The organism is Xanthomonas campestris pv. asclepiadis, assembly GCF_020784175.1.
GTDB classification, from domain to species: domain Bacteria; phylum Pseudomonadota; class Gammaproteobacteria; order Xanthomonadales; family Xanthomonadaceae; genus Xanthomonas; species Xanthomonas campestris_D.
Window position 1 is genome coordinate 1 of record NZ_JAJGQM010000039.1, and the last position, 18830, is coordinate 18830.

General features: G+C 66.3%; 15 protein-coding genes and 1 pseudogene. 6 read left to right on the forward strand and 10 right to left on the reverse strand.

Annotation, left to right across the window (positions count from 1 at the left end):
* Positions 1–249: 249 nt before the first annotated feature.
* The 3 genes from LL972_RS16100 to cls form a co-directional block, all read right to left on the reverse strand.
* Positions 250–1017, reverse strand: coding sequence for a pyridoxine 5'-phosphate synthase (locus LL972_RS16100; RefSeq protein ID WP_228328448.1), 768 nt, complete (start codon positions 1015–1017; stop codon positions 250–252).
* A 10-nt stretch (positions 1018–1027) separates the two neighbouring features.
* The gene (locus LL972_RS16105; RefSeq protein WP_024939143.1) at positions 1028–1297 is read right to left on the reverse strand and encodes a hypothetical protein; all 270 of its coding nucleotides are present in this window, start codon (positions 1295–1297) and stop codon (positions 1028–1030) included.
* Positions 1298–1371: 74 nt separating this feature from the next.
* Positions 1372–2832 carry a cardiolipin synthase gene (gene cls / locus LL972_RS16110; RefSeq protein ID WP_228328449.1) on the reverse strand — a complete coding sequence of 487 codons (1461 nt, stop codon included), beginning with the start codon at positions 2830–2832 and terminating at the stop codon, positions 1372–1374.
* Between the two features lie 135 nt (positions 2833–2967).
* On the opposite strand from cls, the gene LL972_RS16115 reads away from it, so the two are divergent.
* Positions 2968–4062 carry a PA0069 family radical SAM protein gene (locus LL972_RS16115; RefSeq protein ID WP_228328450.1) on the forward strand — a complete coding sequence of 365 codons (1095 nt, stop codon included), beginning with the start codon at positions 2968–2970 and terminating at the stop codon, positions 4060–4062.
* 89 nt (positions 4063–4151) lie between these two features.
* Here LL972_RS16115 and LL972_RS16120 read toward each other — a convergent pair.
* Together LL972_RS16120 and LL972_RS16125 are read right to left on the reverse strand one after the other, a co-directional pair.
* Positions 4152–4850, reverse strand: a pseudogene (locus LL972_RS16120) (2OG-Fe(II) oxygenase); the annotation flags it as partial.
* 339 nt (positions 4851–5189) lie between these two features.
* Positions 5190–6530 (reverse strand): outer membrane protein transport protein, encoded by a 1341-nt coding sequence (locus tag LL972_RS16125; RefSeq protein ID WP_228328451.1) that lies wholly within the window; start codon positions 6528–6530, stop codon positions 5190–5192.
* A gap of 217 nt (positions 6531–6747) precedes the next feature.
* Here LL972_RS16125 and LL972_RS16130 point away from each other — a divergent pair, with 217 nt between their 5' ends.
* From LL972_RS16130 to LL972_RS16140, 3 genes are all read left to right on the forward strand, one after another.
* The gene (locus LL972_RS16130; RefSeq protein WP_003482177.1) at positions 6748–7440 is read left to right on the forward strand and encodes a rhomboid family intramembrane serine protease; all 693 of its coding nucleotides are present in this window, start codon (positions 6748–6750) and stop codon (positions 7438–7440) included.
* 96 nt (positions 7441–7536) lie between these two features.
* The gene (locus tag LL972_RS16135) at positions 7537–7857 is read left to right on the forward strand and encodes a DUF1820 family protein (RefSeq protein WP_016901574.1); all 321 of its coding nucleotides are present in this window, start codon (positions 7537–7539) and stop codon (positions 7855–7857) included.
* Positions 7857–8843 (forward strand): D-2-hydroxyacid dehydrogenase family protein, encoded by a 987-nt coding sequence (locus LL972_RS16140; RefSeq protein ID WP_228328452.1) that lies wholly within the window; start codon positions 7857–7859, stop codon positions 8841–8843. Before LL972_RS16135 ends, LL972_RS16140 begins: the two co-directional genes overlap by 1 nt.
* Positions 8844–9046: 203 nt before the next feature.
* Here LL972_RS16140 and LL972_RS16145 read toward each other — a convergent pair whose 3' ends face one another.
* Together LL972_RS16145 and LL972_RS16150 are read right to left on the reverse strand one after the other, a co-directional pair.
* A complete protein-coding gene (locus tag LL972_RS16145) occupies positions 9047–10555 on the reverse strand; it encodes a S41 family peptidase (RefSeq protein WP_228328453.1) in 1509 nt (502 codons plus the stop codon).
* A 140-nt stretch (positions 10556–10695) separates the two neighbouring features.
* Positions 10696–11979: a murein hydrolase activator EnvC family protein gene (locus LL972_RS16150; RefSeq protein WP_228328454.1), complete on the reverse strand. Its 1284-nt coding sequence runs from the start codon at positions 11977–11979 to the stop codon at positions 10696–10698.
* A gap of 97 nt (positions 11980–12076) precedes the next feature.
* Between LL972_RS16150 and LL972_RS16155 the strand changes: the two genes are divergently transcribed.
* On the forward strand, positions 12077–12733 hold the full coding sequence (locus tag LL972_RS16155; RefSeq protein WP_104586254.1) for a hypothetical protein: 657 nt from the start codon (positions 12077–12079) through the stop codon (positions 12731–12733).
* A 60-nt stretch (positions 12734–12793) separates the two neighbouring features.
* Positions 12794–14590 carry a M28 family metallopeptidase gene (locus tag LL972_RS16160; protein WP_228328455.1) on the forward strand — a complete coding sequence of 599 codons (1797 nt, stop codon included), beginning with the start codon at positions 12794–12796 and terminating at the stop codon, positions 14588–14590.
* 287 nt (positions 14591–14877) lie between these two features.
* On the opposite strand, the gene LL972_RS16165 is transcribed toward LL972_RS16160, so the two are convergent.
* The 3 genes from LL972_RS16165 to LL972_RS16175 form a co-directional block, all read right to left on the reverse strand.
* Positions 14878–15327, reverse strand: a complete 450-nt coding sequence (locus tag LL972_RS16165) for a PepSY domain-containing protein (RefSeq protein ID WP_228328456.1) — start codon at positions 15325–15327, stop codon at positions 14878–14880.
* A gap of 291 nt (positions 15328–15618) precedes the next feature.
* Entirely contained in the window at positions 15619–16680 is a 1062-nt protein-coding gene (locus LL972_RS16170) for a glycoside hydrolase family 5 protein (protein ID WP_228328474.1), read from the reverse strand.
* A 509-nt stretch (positions 16681–17189) separates the two neighbouring features.
* Positions 17190–18179 carry a glycoside hydrolase family 5 protein gene (locus LL972_RS16175; protein ID WP_228328475.1) on the reverse strand — a complete coding sequence of 330 codons (990 nt, stop codon included), beginning with the start codon at positions 18177–18179 and terminating at the stop codon, positions 17190–17192.
* Between the last annotated feature and the right edge of the window lie 651 nt (positions 18180–18830).

The window sequence follows — 18830 nt, forward strand, 5'->3', positions numbered from 1 at the left end:
CTTCATGGAACCTCCTCGGGAAAGGGGACGAGAAAATTCCACTTCTGGCGTCAGCTAATGGGCGGGGGGATTACCGCTGCGGCCAAGAATGCGCAGGTGGATCGCATCAGTTTTGTGCAGTAAATGGGTGATTAACCAGTCTGGTGAATCAGCTGTAAGTTGCCGATAACGATTGAATCGGGGTAGAAACCCTGCCCCGATTCAATATCCGGCAACTAGCGACACATCCACATAATCGACTTGATTATCTCAAGTGCTGATCGATGCGCCGTGCAGTATGTCCAGATAGGCGCGCACCGTTGTGTCCAGGCCTTGATACAAGGCTTCGCTGATCAATGCATGGCCGATCGAGACTTCGAGCACACCCGGGACAGCGCTGAGAAAGTCACCGAGATTGACCTGCGACAGATCGTGTCCCGCATTGACGCCAAGACTTGCAGCGGCTGCGCGTTGCGCCGCATCGGAAAACAGCTTGAATGCAGCATCCGGCTGGCCGCTCAGATGCGCGTGCGCATACGGGCCAGTGTACAACTCGATGCGGTCTGCACCGAGTGCTGCCGCCTGCGCAATATCGGGATTGCCTGCATCGACAAACAGGCTGACGCGAGCACCGATCGCCTTGAACGAGGCGATCAGCGTGGCGAGTCGGGCGGTGTCCTGGGCAAAATCAAAACCGTGGTCGGACGTCAGCTGTCCATCGCCATCCGGTACCAGGGTGACCTGTTCGGGGCGGGTGGCACGACATAATTCCAGCAGGCCCGGATAACCGTCGCGCGGTGGCGCAAACGGATTGCCTTCGATATTGAATTCGACGCCGTGCTCGCGCGTCAGCGCGCTCAGCGCCAGCACATCGTCGGGGCGGATATGCCGCTGGTCCGGACGCGGGTGCACGGTGATGCCGTGCGCACCGGCGGCAATGCAGGTGCGTGCGGCCTGCACCACATCCGGATCGTGGCCACCGCGCGAATTGCGCAACACCGCGATCTTGTTGACGTTGACGCTGAGCTGGGTGGTCACTGCGTCGGTCTCAGGCCTGCGGCTCGCCGTCGCGCGTGGCGTTGAGGGCGGCCGCCTTGCGGGCTTCGGCGATCTCGCGCAGGCGGCGCAGCTCGGCCGGGTCGATCAGGCTGCTGGTGTCGCGCTGGGTATCGCCCATACGCGAGGCGAACCAGCCGCGCGTCCACAGCAACAGCAACAGCAGTGCCACCAGCAGCGAAGCCACCAGCAACCACACGTGCGGGGTGCTGAAGGCCAGCACCAGCGCACCCAATGCCATAAGCAGAAACAGCCAGTGCATGACGAGCTCCCCGATCAGTGGCGGCAGTGTAGCGCCGCGCCCGGCACGGTTCCACGTGGGCGCGCCGATGCGGCTCACAGCAGCGGCGACAACAGCCGTGCGCAGGCTTCGGGCAGCCGCGAGCGCCACAACGGTCGGTGGCGCACGAAGCGTACTTCCTGCGCGTGCTGCAGGTCGGCGTCGATTAAGCCGGCCAGCTCGGCGGCCACCGCCTGGTCGCGGAACAGCATCGACAGCTCGAAGTTCAGGCGAAAGCTGCGGCTGTCGAAATTGGCGCTGCCGACGATGCAGACCTCGTCGTCGGCCAGCAGCGCCTTGGTGTGCAGCATGCGCGGGCCGTATTCGTAGATGCGCACGCCGGCTTCTAGCAGCTCGTCGAAATACGAACGCGCCGCGTAGGTGACCAGGCGCGAGTCGCTGACGCGCGGTACCAGCAGCCGCACGTCCAGGCCGCCCAGTGCAGCCGAGGTCAGCGCCATGCGCGCGGCTTCGCCGGGCACGAAATACGGCGTGACCAGCCAGACCCGATGCCGGGCTTCATGAATCGCGGCGACCATCAGCCGGTGGATGGACTCCCACGACGAATCCGGCCCGGAGATCAGCACCTGCGCGTCGACATCGCCCTGCGCACGGCTCGGCACGTCTTCGGGCCAGAGCTGCTGGCCGTGGAAGGCGGCGCGGCCCTGCCCGGTGGCGTAGAGCCAGTCCTCCAGGAACACCAGCTGCAGGCTGCGCACCACGTGGCCCTGCAGGCGCATGTGCAGGTCGCGGTAGGCATCGCTGCGGACCTGCTCGTTCTCTTCGTCGGTGACGTTGATGCCGCCGGTGAAGCCGATCCTGCCGTCGACCACGACCACCTTGCGGTGGGTACGCAGGTTCAACCACGGCCGCTTGAACGGCTTGAGCAGCTGGGACGGATGGAACCAGGCGGTCTCCACGCCGGCCGCACGCAGCGTCCGCAAGCTGCGCCGGGTCATCGCCGACGAGCCCACCGCATCCATCAACAGGCGCACCTTGACGCCGGCGCGTGCGCGCTCCATCAGCGCATCGCAGATCGCGGTGCCGCTGTGGTCGGGCTGGAAGATGTAGTACTCCAGATGGATGTGGTCGCGCGCACCGCGGATGGCTTCGATGATGGCCGCATAGGTGGCCGCGCCATCCACCAGCCAGTGCACTTCGGTGGCGCTGCTGGGGGCCAGGCCGGTGGTGGACTGGGCGATCTTGGCCAGCTCGGTGCAGTCGGCGTCCGGCGGGCAGACGCTGCTGTAGCTCTCCATGCCCGAGCGCGAGCGGCCGCGCCGCAGCCGCTGGCGTTTGACCTTCTGCGGGCCGAGCCAGTAGTAGATCAGCAGGCCCAGATACGGCAGCGCGGCCAGCGACAATACCCAGCTGAGCGTGGCCACCGGCTCGCGCTTCTGCAGCACGATCCAGCTGGCGATCCACAGCAGGTACAGCACGTAGGCGGCGAGGAGAAGCGCTTCTAGGTGGGGAATGGTGGCCAGCCGATCCCACGCGCCCTGTACGGATGCGAGCATGCGCGGATTCTACGGGGCGCACGCACCGCCGCGATGACCATGCGGCCAACACGATCGCCGCGCCGGGTCTGAAAGCTTCATCGTGGCGCGCCCCTGGTCGCATCGATTGAGACCTACCGGCCGTACGATGACGCGATGGCAACTGCGATCAAGGGCCGCGGTGCGACCGGCCACCTACCCGGACGCTTCGAAACCACCACCCAACAACCCGTGGACGATGGCTGGCACGCCGACGACAGCGAGGAGTTCGCCGCGCCGGCATTGCGCACGCAGGTCACCGAGGAAACCGCGCGCAGCATTATCAGCCGCAATCAATCGCCGGACATCGGCTTTTCGCAATCGGTCAATCCGTATCGTGGCTGCGAGCATGGCTGCAGCTACTGTTTCGCACGGCCCTCGCATGCGTACCTCAACCTGTCGCCCGGGTTGGATTTCGAGAGGAAGTTGTTTGCCAAGACCAATGCGCCGGAGCTGTTGCGGCGCGAATTGTCGCGCCCGGGCTATGTGCCCAGCCCGATTGCACTGGGCATCAACACCGATGCATACCAGCCGATCGAGCGCAAACGCGCACTGACGCGGCGCTTGATCGAGGTGCTGTGGGAGACCCGGCATCCGTTCACGCTGATCACCAAGAATGCGTTGGTGACGCGCGACCTGGATCTGCTCGCGCCGCTGGCACGCGAGGGCCTGGTCAACGTGCATTTTTCGGTGACGACGCTGGGCCCGCATCTGTCGGCCAGGCTGGAACCGCGCGCATCCGCACCGCATGCCCGCCTGCGCGCGATGCGTGCGCTGCACGAGGCTGGCGTGCCGGTCGGGGTAATGGTCGCGCCGGTGATCCCGTGGATCAACGACCATGAGCTGGAAGCGATCCTGCAGGCCGCGTCCGATGCCGGCGCGTACAGTGCCGGCTATGTGTTGCTGCGGCTACCGCACGAAGTGGCCCCCCTGTTCCGCGACTGGTTGCAGACCCATTACCCGCAACGCGCCGAGCACGTGATGAGCACGATCCAGCAATTGCGCGGCGGCAAGGATTACGACAGCGCCTTCGGCGCACGCATGCGCGGCCAAGGCGTGTACGCGGAGTTGCTGGCACGCCGCTTCGCCCTGGCCCACCGCCGCAGCGGTTTCGACGCACGCGCCATGCCGGCATTGGCCACGGGAAAATTCCGCCGCCCTGCTCCACCGGCCAAACCGGTACCGCAATCGCCGCAAGGCAGTCTGTTCTAGGGGCGGGGAGTCGGGAATGGAGGATCGGGAATCGCAACAAAGCCGCGCTGTTGCGAATTGCTGTTGCCGTTACGATTCCCGATTCCCGATTCCCCGCCGTACAAGGCACTTGCCGACTGAAACAGGATCCAGCTCGTGGCGATGAACTTGTCGCCGCCGACCGGGCGGTTGCCGCGGTGGGTGTGGGTGAAGGCGGTGGGGGCGATCAGCAGGCTGCCGGTGCGCGGGCGGGCCTTGCGCTGCTGGAACAGGAATTCGGTTTCGCCCTGCTCGAACTCCTCGTTGAGGTACAGCGTCCACAGCAGATGCCGGTGCAGCGTGTCGGCGCTGGCATCGCGTGGATACAGTTCGCAATGCCAGTACGGATAGCCGCCCTGGTCGGCGGTGTACCACTGCAGGTTGATCGCGCCCGGGCGCAGGCAGGTGCGGGCCAGGTCGCCGAGTGCCTGGTCGCTCATCTGCACGATGTCTTCGGCCACCAGCCGGTGCGGGCTGCCGTCGGCGGTGGTGACCTGCAGCATCAGCGGTGAGATCAAGGCTTGTGGATAACGCCGCAGATAGGTCAGCACGCCTTCGAACACGGCGTGCTGCAGGCGGTTTTCCACCGCCGCCCATTCGGCCACGCCGCTGATGCGCAGGTCGCGGCTGTGTTTGAGTTCGGGAAACACACCGCTGCCCACGCGCCCGGGTTGCAGCTGCTGGCTGGCGCGCATGCGTTGCACGATCGCCGCGCAATCCTCGCGCGAGACGGCGTTGTCGGTGATCTGGATGAAGTCGGGTTGGCTCATGCGCACGACCATAGCAATCTGCGCTGCCACCTGCACAGCGCGTCCGGCGGCGTACGCGGCCTCGGTCGGCGCATTGCCATGAGGCATCGCCGCTGCATGCTTCAGCGCTGCGGCGCCCAGAAAGACAGCGCCTCAGCATGCACCACGCGCTCGCCACGCCAGCCAGTACGCCATTGCGATGGCGCCGGCTGACGCGCTTGCCCAGATCGTCTGCAGGAATCTACTTGCGCAGCCGCAATCAGCCGCCGGCCTGTGACGCACGTGGTGGCGCGCGCAAGGCAGCAACGAAAAAACCCCGCCGAAGCGGGGTTTTTCGTTACACGCGTTGGGCTACGACGATCAGAACTTGTAGTTGACCGAAGCGGCCAGCACGTCGCCCTTCACCGTGTAGCTGCCAGCCAGGCGGTCGCCGGTGGCGCTGCGGGTGTCGCTGGTCGGGTCACTGGTGAACAGGTGGGTGTAACCGAAGTTGTATTCGGCCTGCTGCGACGGACGCCAGCTCAGACCCAGCGAGACCCACTTGCGGCTCGCGTCCGGCACGCGCACGTCACGATGCTCGGCGGTGGTCGGGGTCTGGTCGTAGGCCAGGCCGCCACGCAGGGTCAGCGTCTCGCTCATGCGGTAGTCGGCACCGATCGAGGCGAAGGTGGTGTCGCGGTAGGAGAAGTCCAGCACGCTGTCGGGCTGGTTGGAGGCGAAGTCCACGGTCACCTGGTCGAACTTGCTCCAGGCGGTGCGGGTGACGTCGGCCATGATCGACCACTGCTCGTTCACGTTGTGGGTGAAGCTGGCGGTGGCACTGGCCGGCAGCCTGACGGTGGCGCGGCCCTTGGTGTCGACGAAGGTTCCCGGCGCGGCGGCTGCCAGAACCGCGGCAGGGCCACCCGGGACCGTGAAGTCCGCATCGCCATCGGTGATCTTGTGATCCACTTGCGAACGGTAGCTGAAACCGATGTGGGTGTTCTCGTCGATGCTGAACAGGCCGCCGAGGGTGAAGCCCACTTCGGTGCTGTCGCCCTTGATGCGCGAGTAGCCATCGGCGCTGCCCGGTGCGAAGCCCGGCACGCGGCGCGCGGCCAGCACGCTGCCGAAGTCGACCGCATTGGCCAGATCGATATCCAGACGCTCGGCGAACACCGAGGCACCGAAGGACACGTACGGGTTCACGTCATAGGAGAACGCGACATTGAAGTCGATCGCCTGCAGCTCGGTCTTGGTGCCGTGGTAGCGGCCGACCCAGTCGCGGTCGTATTCGGTCTTGAAGCCGAACGGCACGGTCAGCGAGGTCCCCAGGTGCATGTTGTCGTTCTCGCCGAACGGCACGTGGAAGTACAGCGCCGGGACCGGCGCGATCATGCCGGCGTCGCCGCCATTGCCGCCGGAGACCGGGGCGCCGTTGGCATAGGTGGCGGTGTCTGGCTGGAACTTGGCCGAGAAGCTGATGGCGCTGACGTCGGCCTGGAACAGGCGACCGTCCAGCTGGCGCATGCCGGCCGGGTTGTTGGCGATGATCGAGGCATCGTCCGGGGCGCTGCCCGAACCTGCGAAGGCGCGGCCAAGACCCTTGGCGCTGTTTTCCTTCAACTGGAAGGCGGCGCCGTGGGCCTGGCCAACGGCCAGTACGCCGGCGATACCGACGGCCAACAGGGTGGCGCGGCTGAGAGTGGAAGCGGTAGACATAAGATGGTGCTCTCCGGATAAAGACTGCAGTGGTCGGTACAGCGCCCGCGCCCAGCGCCAAATGGTTGCTGGAGCGCGCCGGAGACCCCCCCCCGACATACGACGCCGTACGCAGTATACCCACCACAATTAACCGAACAATAACGAAGTAGGTTTTGATCGGCTGGACAGGTTAGGGATGGGTTCAGGAGCGTGAACCCGCTAGAGTGCCACTCCGATGTTCGTCTCTCTCCCCTCCCGCAAGAAACCCACCCCGCGTTGGGCAGTGCCGTTGCTGTTCGCCACCGTCTGGCTGGCCTATCTATGGTCGATCAGCCGGCCCGGCGAGGCGCGCAATACGCTGTGGCTGGACTGGGGCGCGCTGTCCAGCGGCGTGTCCAACCTGGGCGACTGGTGGGCGACGCTGCGCGACGGCAGCGTGCTGCGGCTGTTCACCGCGTTGTTCCTGCATGCGGACTGGTCGCACCTGCTCGGCAACCTGGTGTTCCTGCTGATCTTCGGGCTGCCGGCCGAGCGCATTCTCGGGCCGTGGCGCCTGCTGTTGCTGTTCCTGGTCGGCGGCGCGGCCTCCAATCTGGCGGCGATCTTCGCGATCGGCACGCCGGACCGGGTGATCATCGGCGCTTCGGGTGCGGTGTCGGCGTTGATCGGCACCTATCTGGCGCTGTTCCCCGGCGCCAAGCTGGGCGTGGTGCTGCCGCTGGGGGTGTTTCTGGAATTCATCCGGGTACCAGCACCGTTGCTGATCGGTGCCTGGGCGCTGCTGCAGGTGGTGTTTGCCTACATCGGCCCGGCCTTCGGCATGGTGGCGTGGTCGGCGCATATCGCCGGGTTCGTCTTCGGCATCGTCTACGGGCTGTATGTGCGCGCGGCGATCGCGCGGCGGCTGCGCAAGCGCCACGGGTTCTAGCGCGGCGCTGGTTGGCGCAAGGCGCGCCCCCCGGGGCGCAGCAGTGCGCTGGCCGCGCGCTGCGTCGCTGCGCGGTGGCGCGCCTATAATCGCCGCATGTCCAAGCCTCTGTACAAAGTCACCTTCCTCAATCACGGCAAGGTCTACGAGCTCTACGCCCGCCAGGTCACCGGCAGCCATCTGTGGGGCTTCAATCAGATCGGCGAGCTGGTGTTCGACGTGCACGACGGGCTGGTGGTCGATCCCACCGAAGAGCGCCTGCGCGAAGAGTTCGGCAACACCAAGACGCTGCACCTGCCGATGCAGAGCATCGTGCGCATCGAGGAAGTCGAGAAGAAGGGCCAGTCGGTGATCCGCGACGCCACCACCGGCGACAAGGTGGTCACGCCGTTCCCGTTGCCGACCAAGCCACGCTGATGCGCATCCTGGTGCCCGACGATTACCAGGGCGCCGTGCGTCACCTGCCCTGCCTGCAGCGCCTGCACGGCCACGATGTGCAGGTGCTGGGCGCGCTGGCCACCGACCCCAACGAATGGGCCGAGCGGCTGGTCGAAGCCGATGCGCTGGTGCTGATCCGCGAACGCACCCGCGTGGACGCCACGCTGTTGCGGCGGCTGCCGCGCCTGAAGTTGATCAGCCAGACCGGCCGCATCGGCGCGCACGTGGACGTAGCCGCGTGCACCGAGTTCGGGGTGGCGGTGGCCGAAGGCGTCGGCTCGCCGGTGGCGCCGGCCGAACTGACCTGGGCCTTGATCCTGTCGGCCAGCCGGCGCCTGGGCGAGTACCAGCGCGCGCTGCACCAGGGCCGCTGGCAGGCGCTGGGCGATCCCGGCCTGGGGCGCGCGTTGCACGGGCGTACGCTGGGCATCTGGAGTTACGGGCGGATCGGCCAGCGCGTGGCCGGCTTCGGGCGTGCGTTCGGCATGCAGGTGCTGGTGTGGGGCGGCGAGGCCTCGTGCGCACAGGCCGCGCGCGATGGCTTCGCCATCGCCGGCAGCCGCGAGGAGCTGTTCGAACGCAGCGATGTGCTGTCGCTGCATCGGCGCCTGACGGCGCAGACCCGCCACCAGGTCGGTGCGCAGGATCTGGCGCGGATGCGCCCGGACGCGTTGCTGGTCAACACCAGCCGCGCCGAACTGATCGCGCCCGGCGCCTTGCTGGCCGCGCTGGATGCGGGCCGGCCGGCACAGGCGGCGGTGGATGTGTTCGAGCGCGAGCCGGTGCTGGATCCGCGCGACCCGCTGCTGCAGCATCCACGCGTGCTGGCGACGCCGCATCTGGGCTACGTGGAAAGCGACAGCTATGCGCTGTACTTCGAAGCGGCGTTCGACAATGTGCTGGCGTTTGCCGCCGGTGCGCCGCGCAACCTGGTCAATCCCGAGGCGTTGGCGATTGCGCGATAGCGCGTGGTTGACGCCGTAGTGATCGTGCAATCGGGGAGGCTTGTCGCGACCGGGGTCGCTCCTACGAACGCCTCGGGGTCCAAACCCGCCGGCGCTGTGGTGGCCGGGTGATCCAGGGATGCGTGCAGGTGGCGTGGCAGTGCCGACGCGTATCGATCGGCCGAACGCGCAGCGGGTGATTGACCCGCTGCGCTGTGGCCGGATTACTTGACCGGTTCGGCCGGCGCAGGCGCCGCTGGTGCGGCTGGCGGCGCGGGCTTGGCCTTTTCAGCCGGTTCGCTCGGCTTGTCGGCAGGCTTGGGCTTGTCGGCCGCTGCCGGGCGCGCGGCAGGCGGCTTGGGGTCGGCCGCGGGCTTGGCGGCCTTGGCCTTCTGCGCTGCCTGCGCCTTGGCCTTGAGCGCGGCTTGCGCCTTGGCCGCCGAGCCGGGCTGCTTGAGCTCGGCCAGCGCGGAGGCGATCGGGCCATCGCCCGGCAGCACGTCGCCGGCGCTGTAGCCCTCCTCGCCTTCGGCATCGCCACGCAGATGGCCCGGCAGCGTGGCTTCGCTGAAGTCGGCCAGGCTGGCCGGCACGTCGGCATCGCCCGGTTGCGGTTCCGGGGTGAGCAGCACTTCCGGCACGATGCCGCTGGCCTGAATCGACTTGCCGCTGGGGGTGTAATAGCGCGCGGTGGTCAGCTTGACTGAGTCGCCGTTGTCCAGCGGCAGCACGGTCTGCACCGAGCCCTTGCCGAAGGTGCGGCTGCCGATGATGCGCGCGCGCTGGTTGTCGCGCAGCGCGCCGGCCAGCACTTCCGAAGCACTGGCCGAGCCGGCGTCCACCAGCACCACCACCGGCGCGCCGCCGAGCAGATCGCCCGGGGTGGCATCGAACTTGGCATCGCTGATGGAGATGCGCCCGCGCGTGCTGACGATGTTGCCCTTGTCGAGCAGATCGTCGGCCACCTGCACCGCCGAGGTCAGCAGTCCACCCGGGTTGCTGCGCAGGTCCAGCACCAGGCCGCGCAACTTGCCGCCGGCCTGCAGCTGCTTAAGGTTCTTCTGGAAGTCGGCACCGGTGTCGGCCTGGAAGGTGCTGATGCGGATGTAGCCATAGCCCGGCTCCAGCAGCTTGCTGCGCACGCTGGCCACGCGAATGGTCTCGCGCTGCAGGGTCACGTCGAACGGCTTGGGCGCCTTGTCGCGCACGATGGTCAGCACGACCTTGCTGCCGGATTCGCCGCGCAACGGCTCCATCGCCTTGCTGGCATCGATCGGCTTGCCGTCGATGGCCACGATGACGTCGCCGGCGCGGATGCCGGCGCGTGCGGCCGGGGTGTCGTCAATCGGCGCGATCACCTTGAGCGTGTTGTCCTGCTGCTGCAGCAATTCCACGCCGATGCCGTCGTAGGCGCCGGTGGCCTGCTCGTCGAAGGCTTCGGCATCTTCCTTGTCGAAATAGGTGCTGTGCGGGTCCAGGTCCGAGAGCAGGCCGCGCACCGCGGCGTGCATCAGCTTCTTGTCTTCAACCGGGTCGACGTAGGCCTGCTTGACCGCGTTGTACACCGCCACGAAGCGGCGGATCTCGTCCAGCGGCACCTTGGAGACGGCGGCTTCGTTGGCTTCCGGATCGTCCGCAGTGGCCTGGGCGGCGGCGGGACTGGCTTTCTGCGCCCAACCGGGTGAGGCGAACAACGCCAGCGACAGGGCAACGGACAGGACGGCTACGCGCATGAAGCACTCCGACAAAGAGAATAAGACGCCCCGCAACGGAGCGGTCTGGATTATGCGCGAAGCCGCGGTAAATCCGCGTTGACTTGGCAGGGCCAGGTAGGGCGACGCTCATGCACCGGCGCGTCCGGCGTGCGTGGCACTCAGCGGCGCTGCAACCAGCTCGACGGATCCACCGGCTGCCCGTTGCGCCGCAGTTCGAAGTACAGCGCCGGCACGCCCTGCCCGCCCGAGCTGCCGACCTTGGCCACCGCTTCGCCGCGCTTGATCGACGCGCCGGCGTCGCGCAACAGCGTGTCGTTGTGCGCGTACAGGCTCATGTAGCCGTTGCCATGGTCCACGATCAGGATCATGCCGTAGCCGGTCATCCAGTCGGAGAACACCACCGTGCCATCGGCCACCGCGGTGACGGTGCTGCCCTTGGGCGCGCCGATCAGCATGCCCTTGCTGGTATGGCCGTCCGGCAAGGGGGCGTTGAAGCGCGCCAGCAGGTTGCCCGACACCGGCCAGCTCAGGCCGCCGACCTTGGGGGCCGGCGCGCTGGCGATGACCTTGGGCGGGGTCTTGCCGGAACGCTCAGGGCGATCGGCGTTGCCGCGCTTCGCCTGCGCTGCGGCTTCGGCGGCGGCGCGCCGTTCGGCCTCGGCCTTGGCGGCGGCCGCGCGCAGGTTGGCGAGCAGCTGCTCCAGTGACCTGGCGTCCTGGCCCAGGGCTTTTTCGCGTTCGGCGCGCTGTTTGTAGCGGTCGTCCAGCTGCGCGACGGTCGCCGCCTGTTGCGAGCGATCCTTCTGCAGCAACGCGGCCTGCGCCTTTTGCTGCGCACGCGCCGCATCCAGCGCCTGGCGCCGGCTGGCGATGTCCTGCTCCACCTTGGTCAAGGCATCCAGCTGCGTGGTCAACGCCTGGATGCGCTGCGCGCGTGCGTTCTGCACATAGCGGTGATCGGCCAGCATGCGCGTGGCATCGCCCACGGTGTCCTGCGACAACAGCACCTTCAGCGGCGCGTTACGGCCAACCTGATCGGCGGCGCGCAATAACGCGGCCAGCTGCACGCGCTGGTTCTGCAGGCCGCGCTGCAGCTGCGCACGGTCCTGCTGCAGCTTGCCCAGATGCTGTTCCTGCTCGCGCATTGCCGATTCGGTCTCGCTCAACGCACGCGAGGTCCTGGCCACCTTCTCATCGGCCTGGCGCAACTGCTGGGCGGCGTTGCCGCGCTTGCCCTCCAGCTCGCGGCGGTCGGCGCTGATGGTCTTGAGTTCGTCGCGCAGCTGCTGCAGTTTGCGCTCGGTTTCGCGCTGGCTTTGCGCACCGGCCGCGGTGCTGCCCAGCAGCGTGCAGGCCAGCACGGTCGCCGCCAGCCACGCGCGGGAGCGGCTGGTGACGGGGGCGGACGGCAGGCGCGATCGCGGTGCGGGCGACAGGGGCAACGAAAGGTCCAATGACTTCAGGCAGGTGCGCGATTGTAGCCAAGCATGGTGTGATCGCCGCCACGCCCAAGACAGCCGCCGCCGCGCAAGGTTCAGCATGAAAGCCCAGCATCTCGTTCTGGCGTTGTCCCTGGTCTGCGCAAGTGCCTGGGCCGACGAGGACATCAGCAAGGTCAACGGCCGCATCAGCGCCGAGGCCGGCAAGGTCTATGGCGGGCTGGATACCGTCAACGGTTCCATCGAGATCGGCGCCGGCGCGCAGACCCGCAGCGTGGAAACGGTCAACGGCAGCATCCAGATCGGCGACAACGCCCGTACCGGCGATGTCTCCACGGTCAATGGCGCGATCACGCTGGGCCAGAAGGTGGTGGTGTCCGGCGGGCTGGAGACGGTCAACGGCAGCGTGCTGGTGGAACGCGGCAGCCGGATCAGCGGCGGCGTGGAAACGGTCAACGGCAGTATCGGCCTGGTGGAAACCGAGCTCGGCAAGGGCATCGAGACCGTCAACGGCGACATCACCGTCGGGGTGCGCTCGCATGTGCGTGGCGGAATCGAGGTCACCAAGCCGAACTTCAGCTTCTCGTTCAAGCCTGCGCGCAAGCCGCGGGTGGTGATCGGCCCGGATGCGGTGGTCGATGGCCCGCTGGAGTTCGAGCGCGAGGTCAGCCTGTACGTGCACCGCACCGCGAAGATCGGCGCCGTGACCGGCGCCACCGCGCGCAGCTTCGACAGCGACGTGGCACCCAGGGACTGACGCCCCGACCACGGGGCCAGCGCCTAGAATCGGGGGACCTTCGCCGCACGAGGAGTCCCGATGCCCCGCAAGATCCTGTTGTGCCTGGCCGCGACGCTGGCCCTGGCCGGCTGCAAGCGTGAACCCGCCGATGCGCCGAGCGCACCCGCCGCGCAGGTGCCGGCCGACAGCGCGCCCAGCGCCCCGGTCAGTCGCCACGCCTTCTCGCCGGAGCTGACCGGCGGCGACTTCGCCGAGCTGGTCAAGACGCTGGCCTCGGACGACTTCGAAGGGCGCGGCCCCGGGACCCCCGGCGAAGAGAAGACCGTCACCTACATCCGCGACCAGATGCAGCGCATCGGCCTGCAGCCGGGCAACGGCGACAGCTGGTTCCAGGACGTGCCGATGGTGGAAACCACCGCCGATGCGGCCACCGCGCCGACCCTGCGCAGCGGCGAGCAGACCCGTACCCTGGCCTTCGGCAGCGACATCGTGGTCGGTACGCGTACCGGCCAGGCCGAGGTCAAGCTGGACAACAGCGAGCTGGTGTTCGTCGGCTACGGTGTGGATGCGCCCGAACAGCAGTGGAACGATTACGCCGGCCAGGACTGGAAAGGCAAGACGGTGGTGATGTTCGTCAACGACCCAGGCTTCCAGACCGGCGATGCCACGCTGTTCGACGGCAAGCGCATGACCTATTACGGGCGCTGGACCTACAAGTTCGAAGAGGCCGCCCGCAAGGGCGCGGCCGCTGCGCTGATCGTGCACGACACCCCGGGCGCCAGCTACGGCTGGGACGTGGTGAAGAACTCCTGGGCCGGCCCGCAATACGACCTGCCGGCCAAGGACGATCCCGATCCGCGCCTGCCGGTGCAGGGCTGGATCAGCGCCGAGACCGCCAAGCAGCTGTTCGCCAATGCCGGGCTGGACCTGGCACAGGCCTACAAGGACGCCAGCAAGCGCGGCTTCAAGCCGGTGCCGTTGAAGGCCAGCTGGTCGGTGGACCTGAAGAGCAGCATCGCCGAAAAGACCTCGCGCAACGTGGTCGGCGTATTGCCGGGCAGCAGCCACGCCGACGAGGCGGTGCTGTACATGGCGCACTGGGACCACCTGGGCAAGCATCCGGGCGAAAGTGGCGACAACATCTACAACGGCGCGGTGGACAACGCCACCGGCGTGGCCGGCATTCTCGAAATTGCCGACGCGTTCGCGCATCAGGATCCCAAGCCGGCGCGCTCGGTGGTGTTCGTGGCGGTGACGCTGGAGGAATCGGGCCTGCTCGGTTCCAAATACTACGTGGCCAACCCGAGCTTTCCGCTGGACAAGATCGCGGCGGTGATCAACCTGGATGCGATGTCGGTGGCCGGGCGCGCACGTGATGTCACCGTGGTGGGCATGGGCAGTTCGGAGCTGGAAGACATCCTCAAGCCGATCGCCGCGATGCAGGGCCGCACCCTGCATGCCGAGGCCACGCCGCAAAGCGGCTCGTATTTCCGCTCGGATCACTTCAACTTCGCCAAGGCCGGCGTGCCGGCGCTGTATGCCGATGGCGGTGAAGACCTGCGCGAGGGCGGCACCGCGGCCGGGCGCGCGGCTGCAGAGGATTACGGGCGCAATCGCTATCACGCCCCGGGCGACGAGTACGATGCGGCCACCTGGAAACTCGATGGCACCATCGAAGACCTGCAGGCGGTGTACGGCGTGGGCAAGGAAGTGGCTGCCGGGCAGCGTTGGCCCAACTGGTATGCCGGCAACCCGTTCAAGGCGGCGCGTGATCGCATGATGGCCGGCAAGCCCGCAGCGGGCGCTGCGGCAGCGGCGCCCGACGCCGGGAAAGACGCCGCTGCAGAGGGCAGGAAGACGGCACCGGCGCGTTGATCGAGCCAGGGCTGCACGCGATGACATGCAGCCACCGCATGGCGTCGTGATGCCGTCCACAAGGTAAGCCGCAGCGGCACGCCCGCCTATCGCCATCAACGCAAAGGGCCTCCTGTTGGAGGCCCTTTGCGTTGGATGCGTCCTGGCCGTGACGATTGCCGACGAATCACGATCCTTATCGATGCATCGTCGAGATGCTGCGCCATGCCTTCAAGCGTGCTGCTTTCAACGCGTTGTCATCGACGCGGCGGCCCTGTCGGCACGCCACCGATTCCAAGGCGCGTTGGTCAATCGTTGTCCACGCTGACCACGTGCCCGTCTTCCGGATCGACATGCAGATCCACCTTCTGCCCGCCGCGTTGCTCGGCATCGGCTTTCCACAAGCCGTCTTCGAACTTGAGGTCATGCACGTTGGAATAGCCGCCGGTCGACAACGCGGCGCGGATATCGGCCTCGCTCAGCTTGGAGGTGGTCTGGTCGCCATAGACGCGGCCGGTCACCGGATCGATACGCACATCCACGTCCTTGCCGTCGCCGCTGCGTGCGTCGGCGGTCCACACTCCGTGTTCGAACTTGACGTCGTGCACCTTGGTGTAGCCCTTGCCGGTCAGCATGCTGGTGACCTCGCTGGAGGTCAGTGCCTTGGCCGGCTTGTCGGCGGCGGCCTGCGCAAACGCGCCTTGCGCCGCCAATGCCAGTGCGCCGATCAGCGCGGTCTTCATCAGTCGATGTGCCATGTGATGCTCCTGCAGTGAAGTACGCCCATGCTGGACGTGGCCTTATCGCTGTCAGGTGAAAGCCATTAAAAAGTCATTGCCACAGTTCAGTGAGCTCAAGCGCTGGTGATGATGCGCCCACAGTGCAGTGGTGTGGCAGGCATGTTTATAAAATAGCGTTTCGGAAGGACGCGTGGTGTGACATCGGAATCGCGTTATTCGTCCTGTCATCCGGCACGCAGCGCGTGCGAAGGACGCAAAAACGAGCCGCCTTGCGGCGGCTCGTTTGACTCACAACCCACGTGCCTCGGATTATGGAATAACCCGTGTGGCGCGAACGGCCTGGGGCGAGAGGATGGACATCTGCGGCCTGTCGGTGCCGTCCTTGTTGGGATGCACGCTGTACTCGTAACTGACATTCCACCACGAGCCGGCAGCCCACCACGTCCAGCCCGTCCAGACATCTGCATTGGCATCGATATAGCGGAGCATGCCGCGCAGCGCTTCATTGCAGACCGGGTTGTTGCCGGTGCCGAATTCGCCCAGGAATCCGCGCTTGTGGTTGGTGCGCAACCACTCGGTGAAGCTGCGCAGGCGCTCGACACCGATGGTGGCACTGACGCAGACATTGGTGGTGCCGCTGGAGTCGGCATCCAGGTACTGATGCACCTCGAACGCGTAGCGATTGAGCGGATCGTAGATCGAGACCAATGCGGTTGCGTTGGAGTAACCATCGTTGGTGGGCGAATACCAGCTGTGCGCACCGGTCCACAATGCGCCAGGCACCAGGATCAGATTGTTCGCACCGGTGGCACGAATCGCATCGATGCCTGCCTGTGCAGTGGCTGCCCAGCCGCTGGCCGATACGCCGTTGGGCTCATTCATCAGCCCGAAGATCACGGCGTTGTCGCTGGGAAATACCAGCGCAAGGCGGCGCCACAGGTCGGCGAAGGTGGCGTTCGACACCTGGTCGCCGCCAATCTTGTAGCCGTAGTATTTGCCGTAATTGTGGATGTCCAGCACCAGGTACATGCCCGATGCCTTGGCGCGTGCCACGGCTTGCTTTACCAGAGCCAGTTGGGTCGGATCCAGTTCGCCGCGTGCACTCGGCTGCAGGCGTTCCCACAGCACCGGCAGGCGGATCGTATTCATGCCAACGCCGGCGAAATAGGTGTAATCGCTGGCCGGGGCATACATATAGTCCTTATTGAGGACACCGGGTTTCTTGGACGATGCAAATTCGGCGCCGGATAAATTGACGCCGGCATATTTCAGTGCGCGGGTTTGTGCGTAAACGGGTGCGAATGTGCCGAACAGGACGCAGAGCAGGGCGCAGCGGAAAATGGTGCGCAGCGTTTGAGAGACAGCAGACATAAAACAACTCCTTAGACGACGGGGATGGTGTGTCGCAGCGGGTTGCGTGCGATCTGCGCGAGGTGCGCCACACCTGTCGTAACCAATGCATCTGCCGTGCCTAATTGCCCACCACATCGCGTGTGAATTAAATGTGTTGGCTGGGTCGCAGTCACTTACCGCAGGGGTCACGTTCTGGAACAGCACGCTGTAACGCGCCCGCGTTGAAAAGCGGTCGCGCACGCTTGTCGGCACCGCCATCGCATGCATGGCGCTGTCGAAAAATCGGCGAATGGATGCGCTCGCCGTCAACGCTGCGACGTCGGATCACTGACGCGGCAGCGTTGTTGCGCGCGCACACATGGCGAGCGCTAGCGCGCGCCGTGTGCTGGCGTTATTGCGGAAGGACTGTGCTCACCGCGGCCGGGCACGGTTGCTGCCTGGCATCGCACGCACTGCGCGTGCATGCCAGTGCCGGGTGCCTGCTGCGCCGCGTGCGACGGGTGACCCTCGCTCGCGGCGTGCTTCGACTAATGGGTGATGCGTTTTGCGCGCGCGCTCAGGATCGACATCTGCGGCTTGTCGCGGCCCTGCGCATCGGGATGCACGTTGAAGGGGTAGGTGCGGTTCCACCACGCGCCGGCGGCCCACCAGGTCCAGCCCAGCCACACGTCGCGGTTGGTCTCCAGATACCCCAGCATGCCGTTGAGTGCGCTGTTGCAGGTGGCGTTGTCGCCGGTGCCGAACTCGCCGAGAAACCCCTGCTTGTGATTGATGCGCAGCCATTGGGTAAAGCTGCGCAGGCGCTCGGCACCGACAGTGCTGCTGACACACCCGGCGCTGGTGCCGCTGGAGTCCGTATCCAGGTATTGATGCACTTCGATGGCGTAGCGATTGAGCGGGTCGCGAATGGAGGCCAGCGCCACTGCGTTGGATTGGCCGGCGACGGTGGAGTACCAGCTGTGCGCGCCACTCCATAGCGCGCCGGGCACCAGGATCAGATTGTTGGCGCCGGTCTTGCGGATGGTGTCGATCGAGGCCTGCGCCGCGTTGGCCCAGGATTGCGGATTGATGTCGTAAGGCTCGTTCATCAGCCCGAAGATCACGCTGTTGTCGTTCTTGAAGGCGATTGCCAGGCGTCGCCACAGATCGTTGAAGGTGCTGGTCGGCACGCGTGCACTGCCGATCTTGTTGCCGTAATACCTGGCGTAGTTGTGGATATCCAGGATCAGGTAGACCTTGGCGGCCTTGGCGTTGGCCACGGCCTGGCGGATCAGCGCCAGCTGCGCTGCATCCAGCTCGCCGCCGGCCTTGGGTTGCAGGCGTTCCCACAGGATCGGCAGCCGAATGATGTTCATGTGCTTGCCGGCGAAGTAGCGGTAATCGCTGGCGGCCGGATACAGGTAGTCGACGTTGAGCACCCCGGGCTTTTGCGAGGATTTGATTTCGGCACCGGACAGATTGACGCCTGCGTACTTCAGGCGGTTCTGTGCATGTGCCAAGGGCACGCCTGCAAGCAGCACGCTGGCAAGCAGCAGCAATGACAACGCACGGCTGGACAGCCGGCGCGTCGGAGTGGGGGAGGGCAACATGGGTGACTCCTGAAGCATTCGCGGGGGAGATGCATGGCCCGGCGAACCTGCCACGGGCATGAAGACACTGCATCGCGCTTCACCCTAAGCGCATCCGGACATTCAAACTACGAATGCGAGATATCACTTAATTCGAGCTGTGAGCCACTCCGCAGTTATTGCCAAACATGCACACGCTTTGTTGTGGTGAAGCGACGCCACGCCGTCACGCCCATTGCAGGCCGGGTGCACTCTGCGCCGCACGGCTGCGGAAACACCGTGCATCCGGCCTGCCTGGAGGCGGCTGTTGTGCGATCGCAATGCTGCAGGTGATGACGTCGCGCGTGGCGGCCACGCAGATCGCAGTCGCGACGCGCTGCCCTGCGCAGGGCGATCGCCGGAACGCAAAAGCGCGGCGCGCGCGGCCGCGGTGCGACGCGGTGGGATCAGCACGCCGGCACGCGCAAATGTCACCTGGTGCGATCGCGGAACTTGGTATGTGCCATGTGCAGCGCGTGCGTTGTGGGCTGCGCCATGCGTCCGGCAGCGGACCGCCAATGCGCATCCTGCGACACGCTGAGTGCGCTGGCGTCTGCGAGC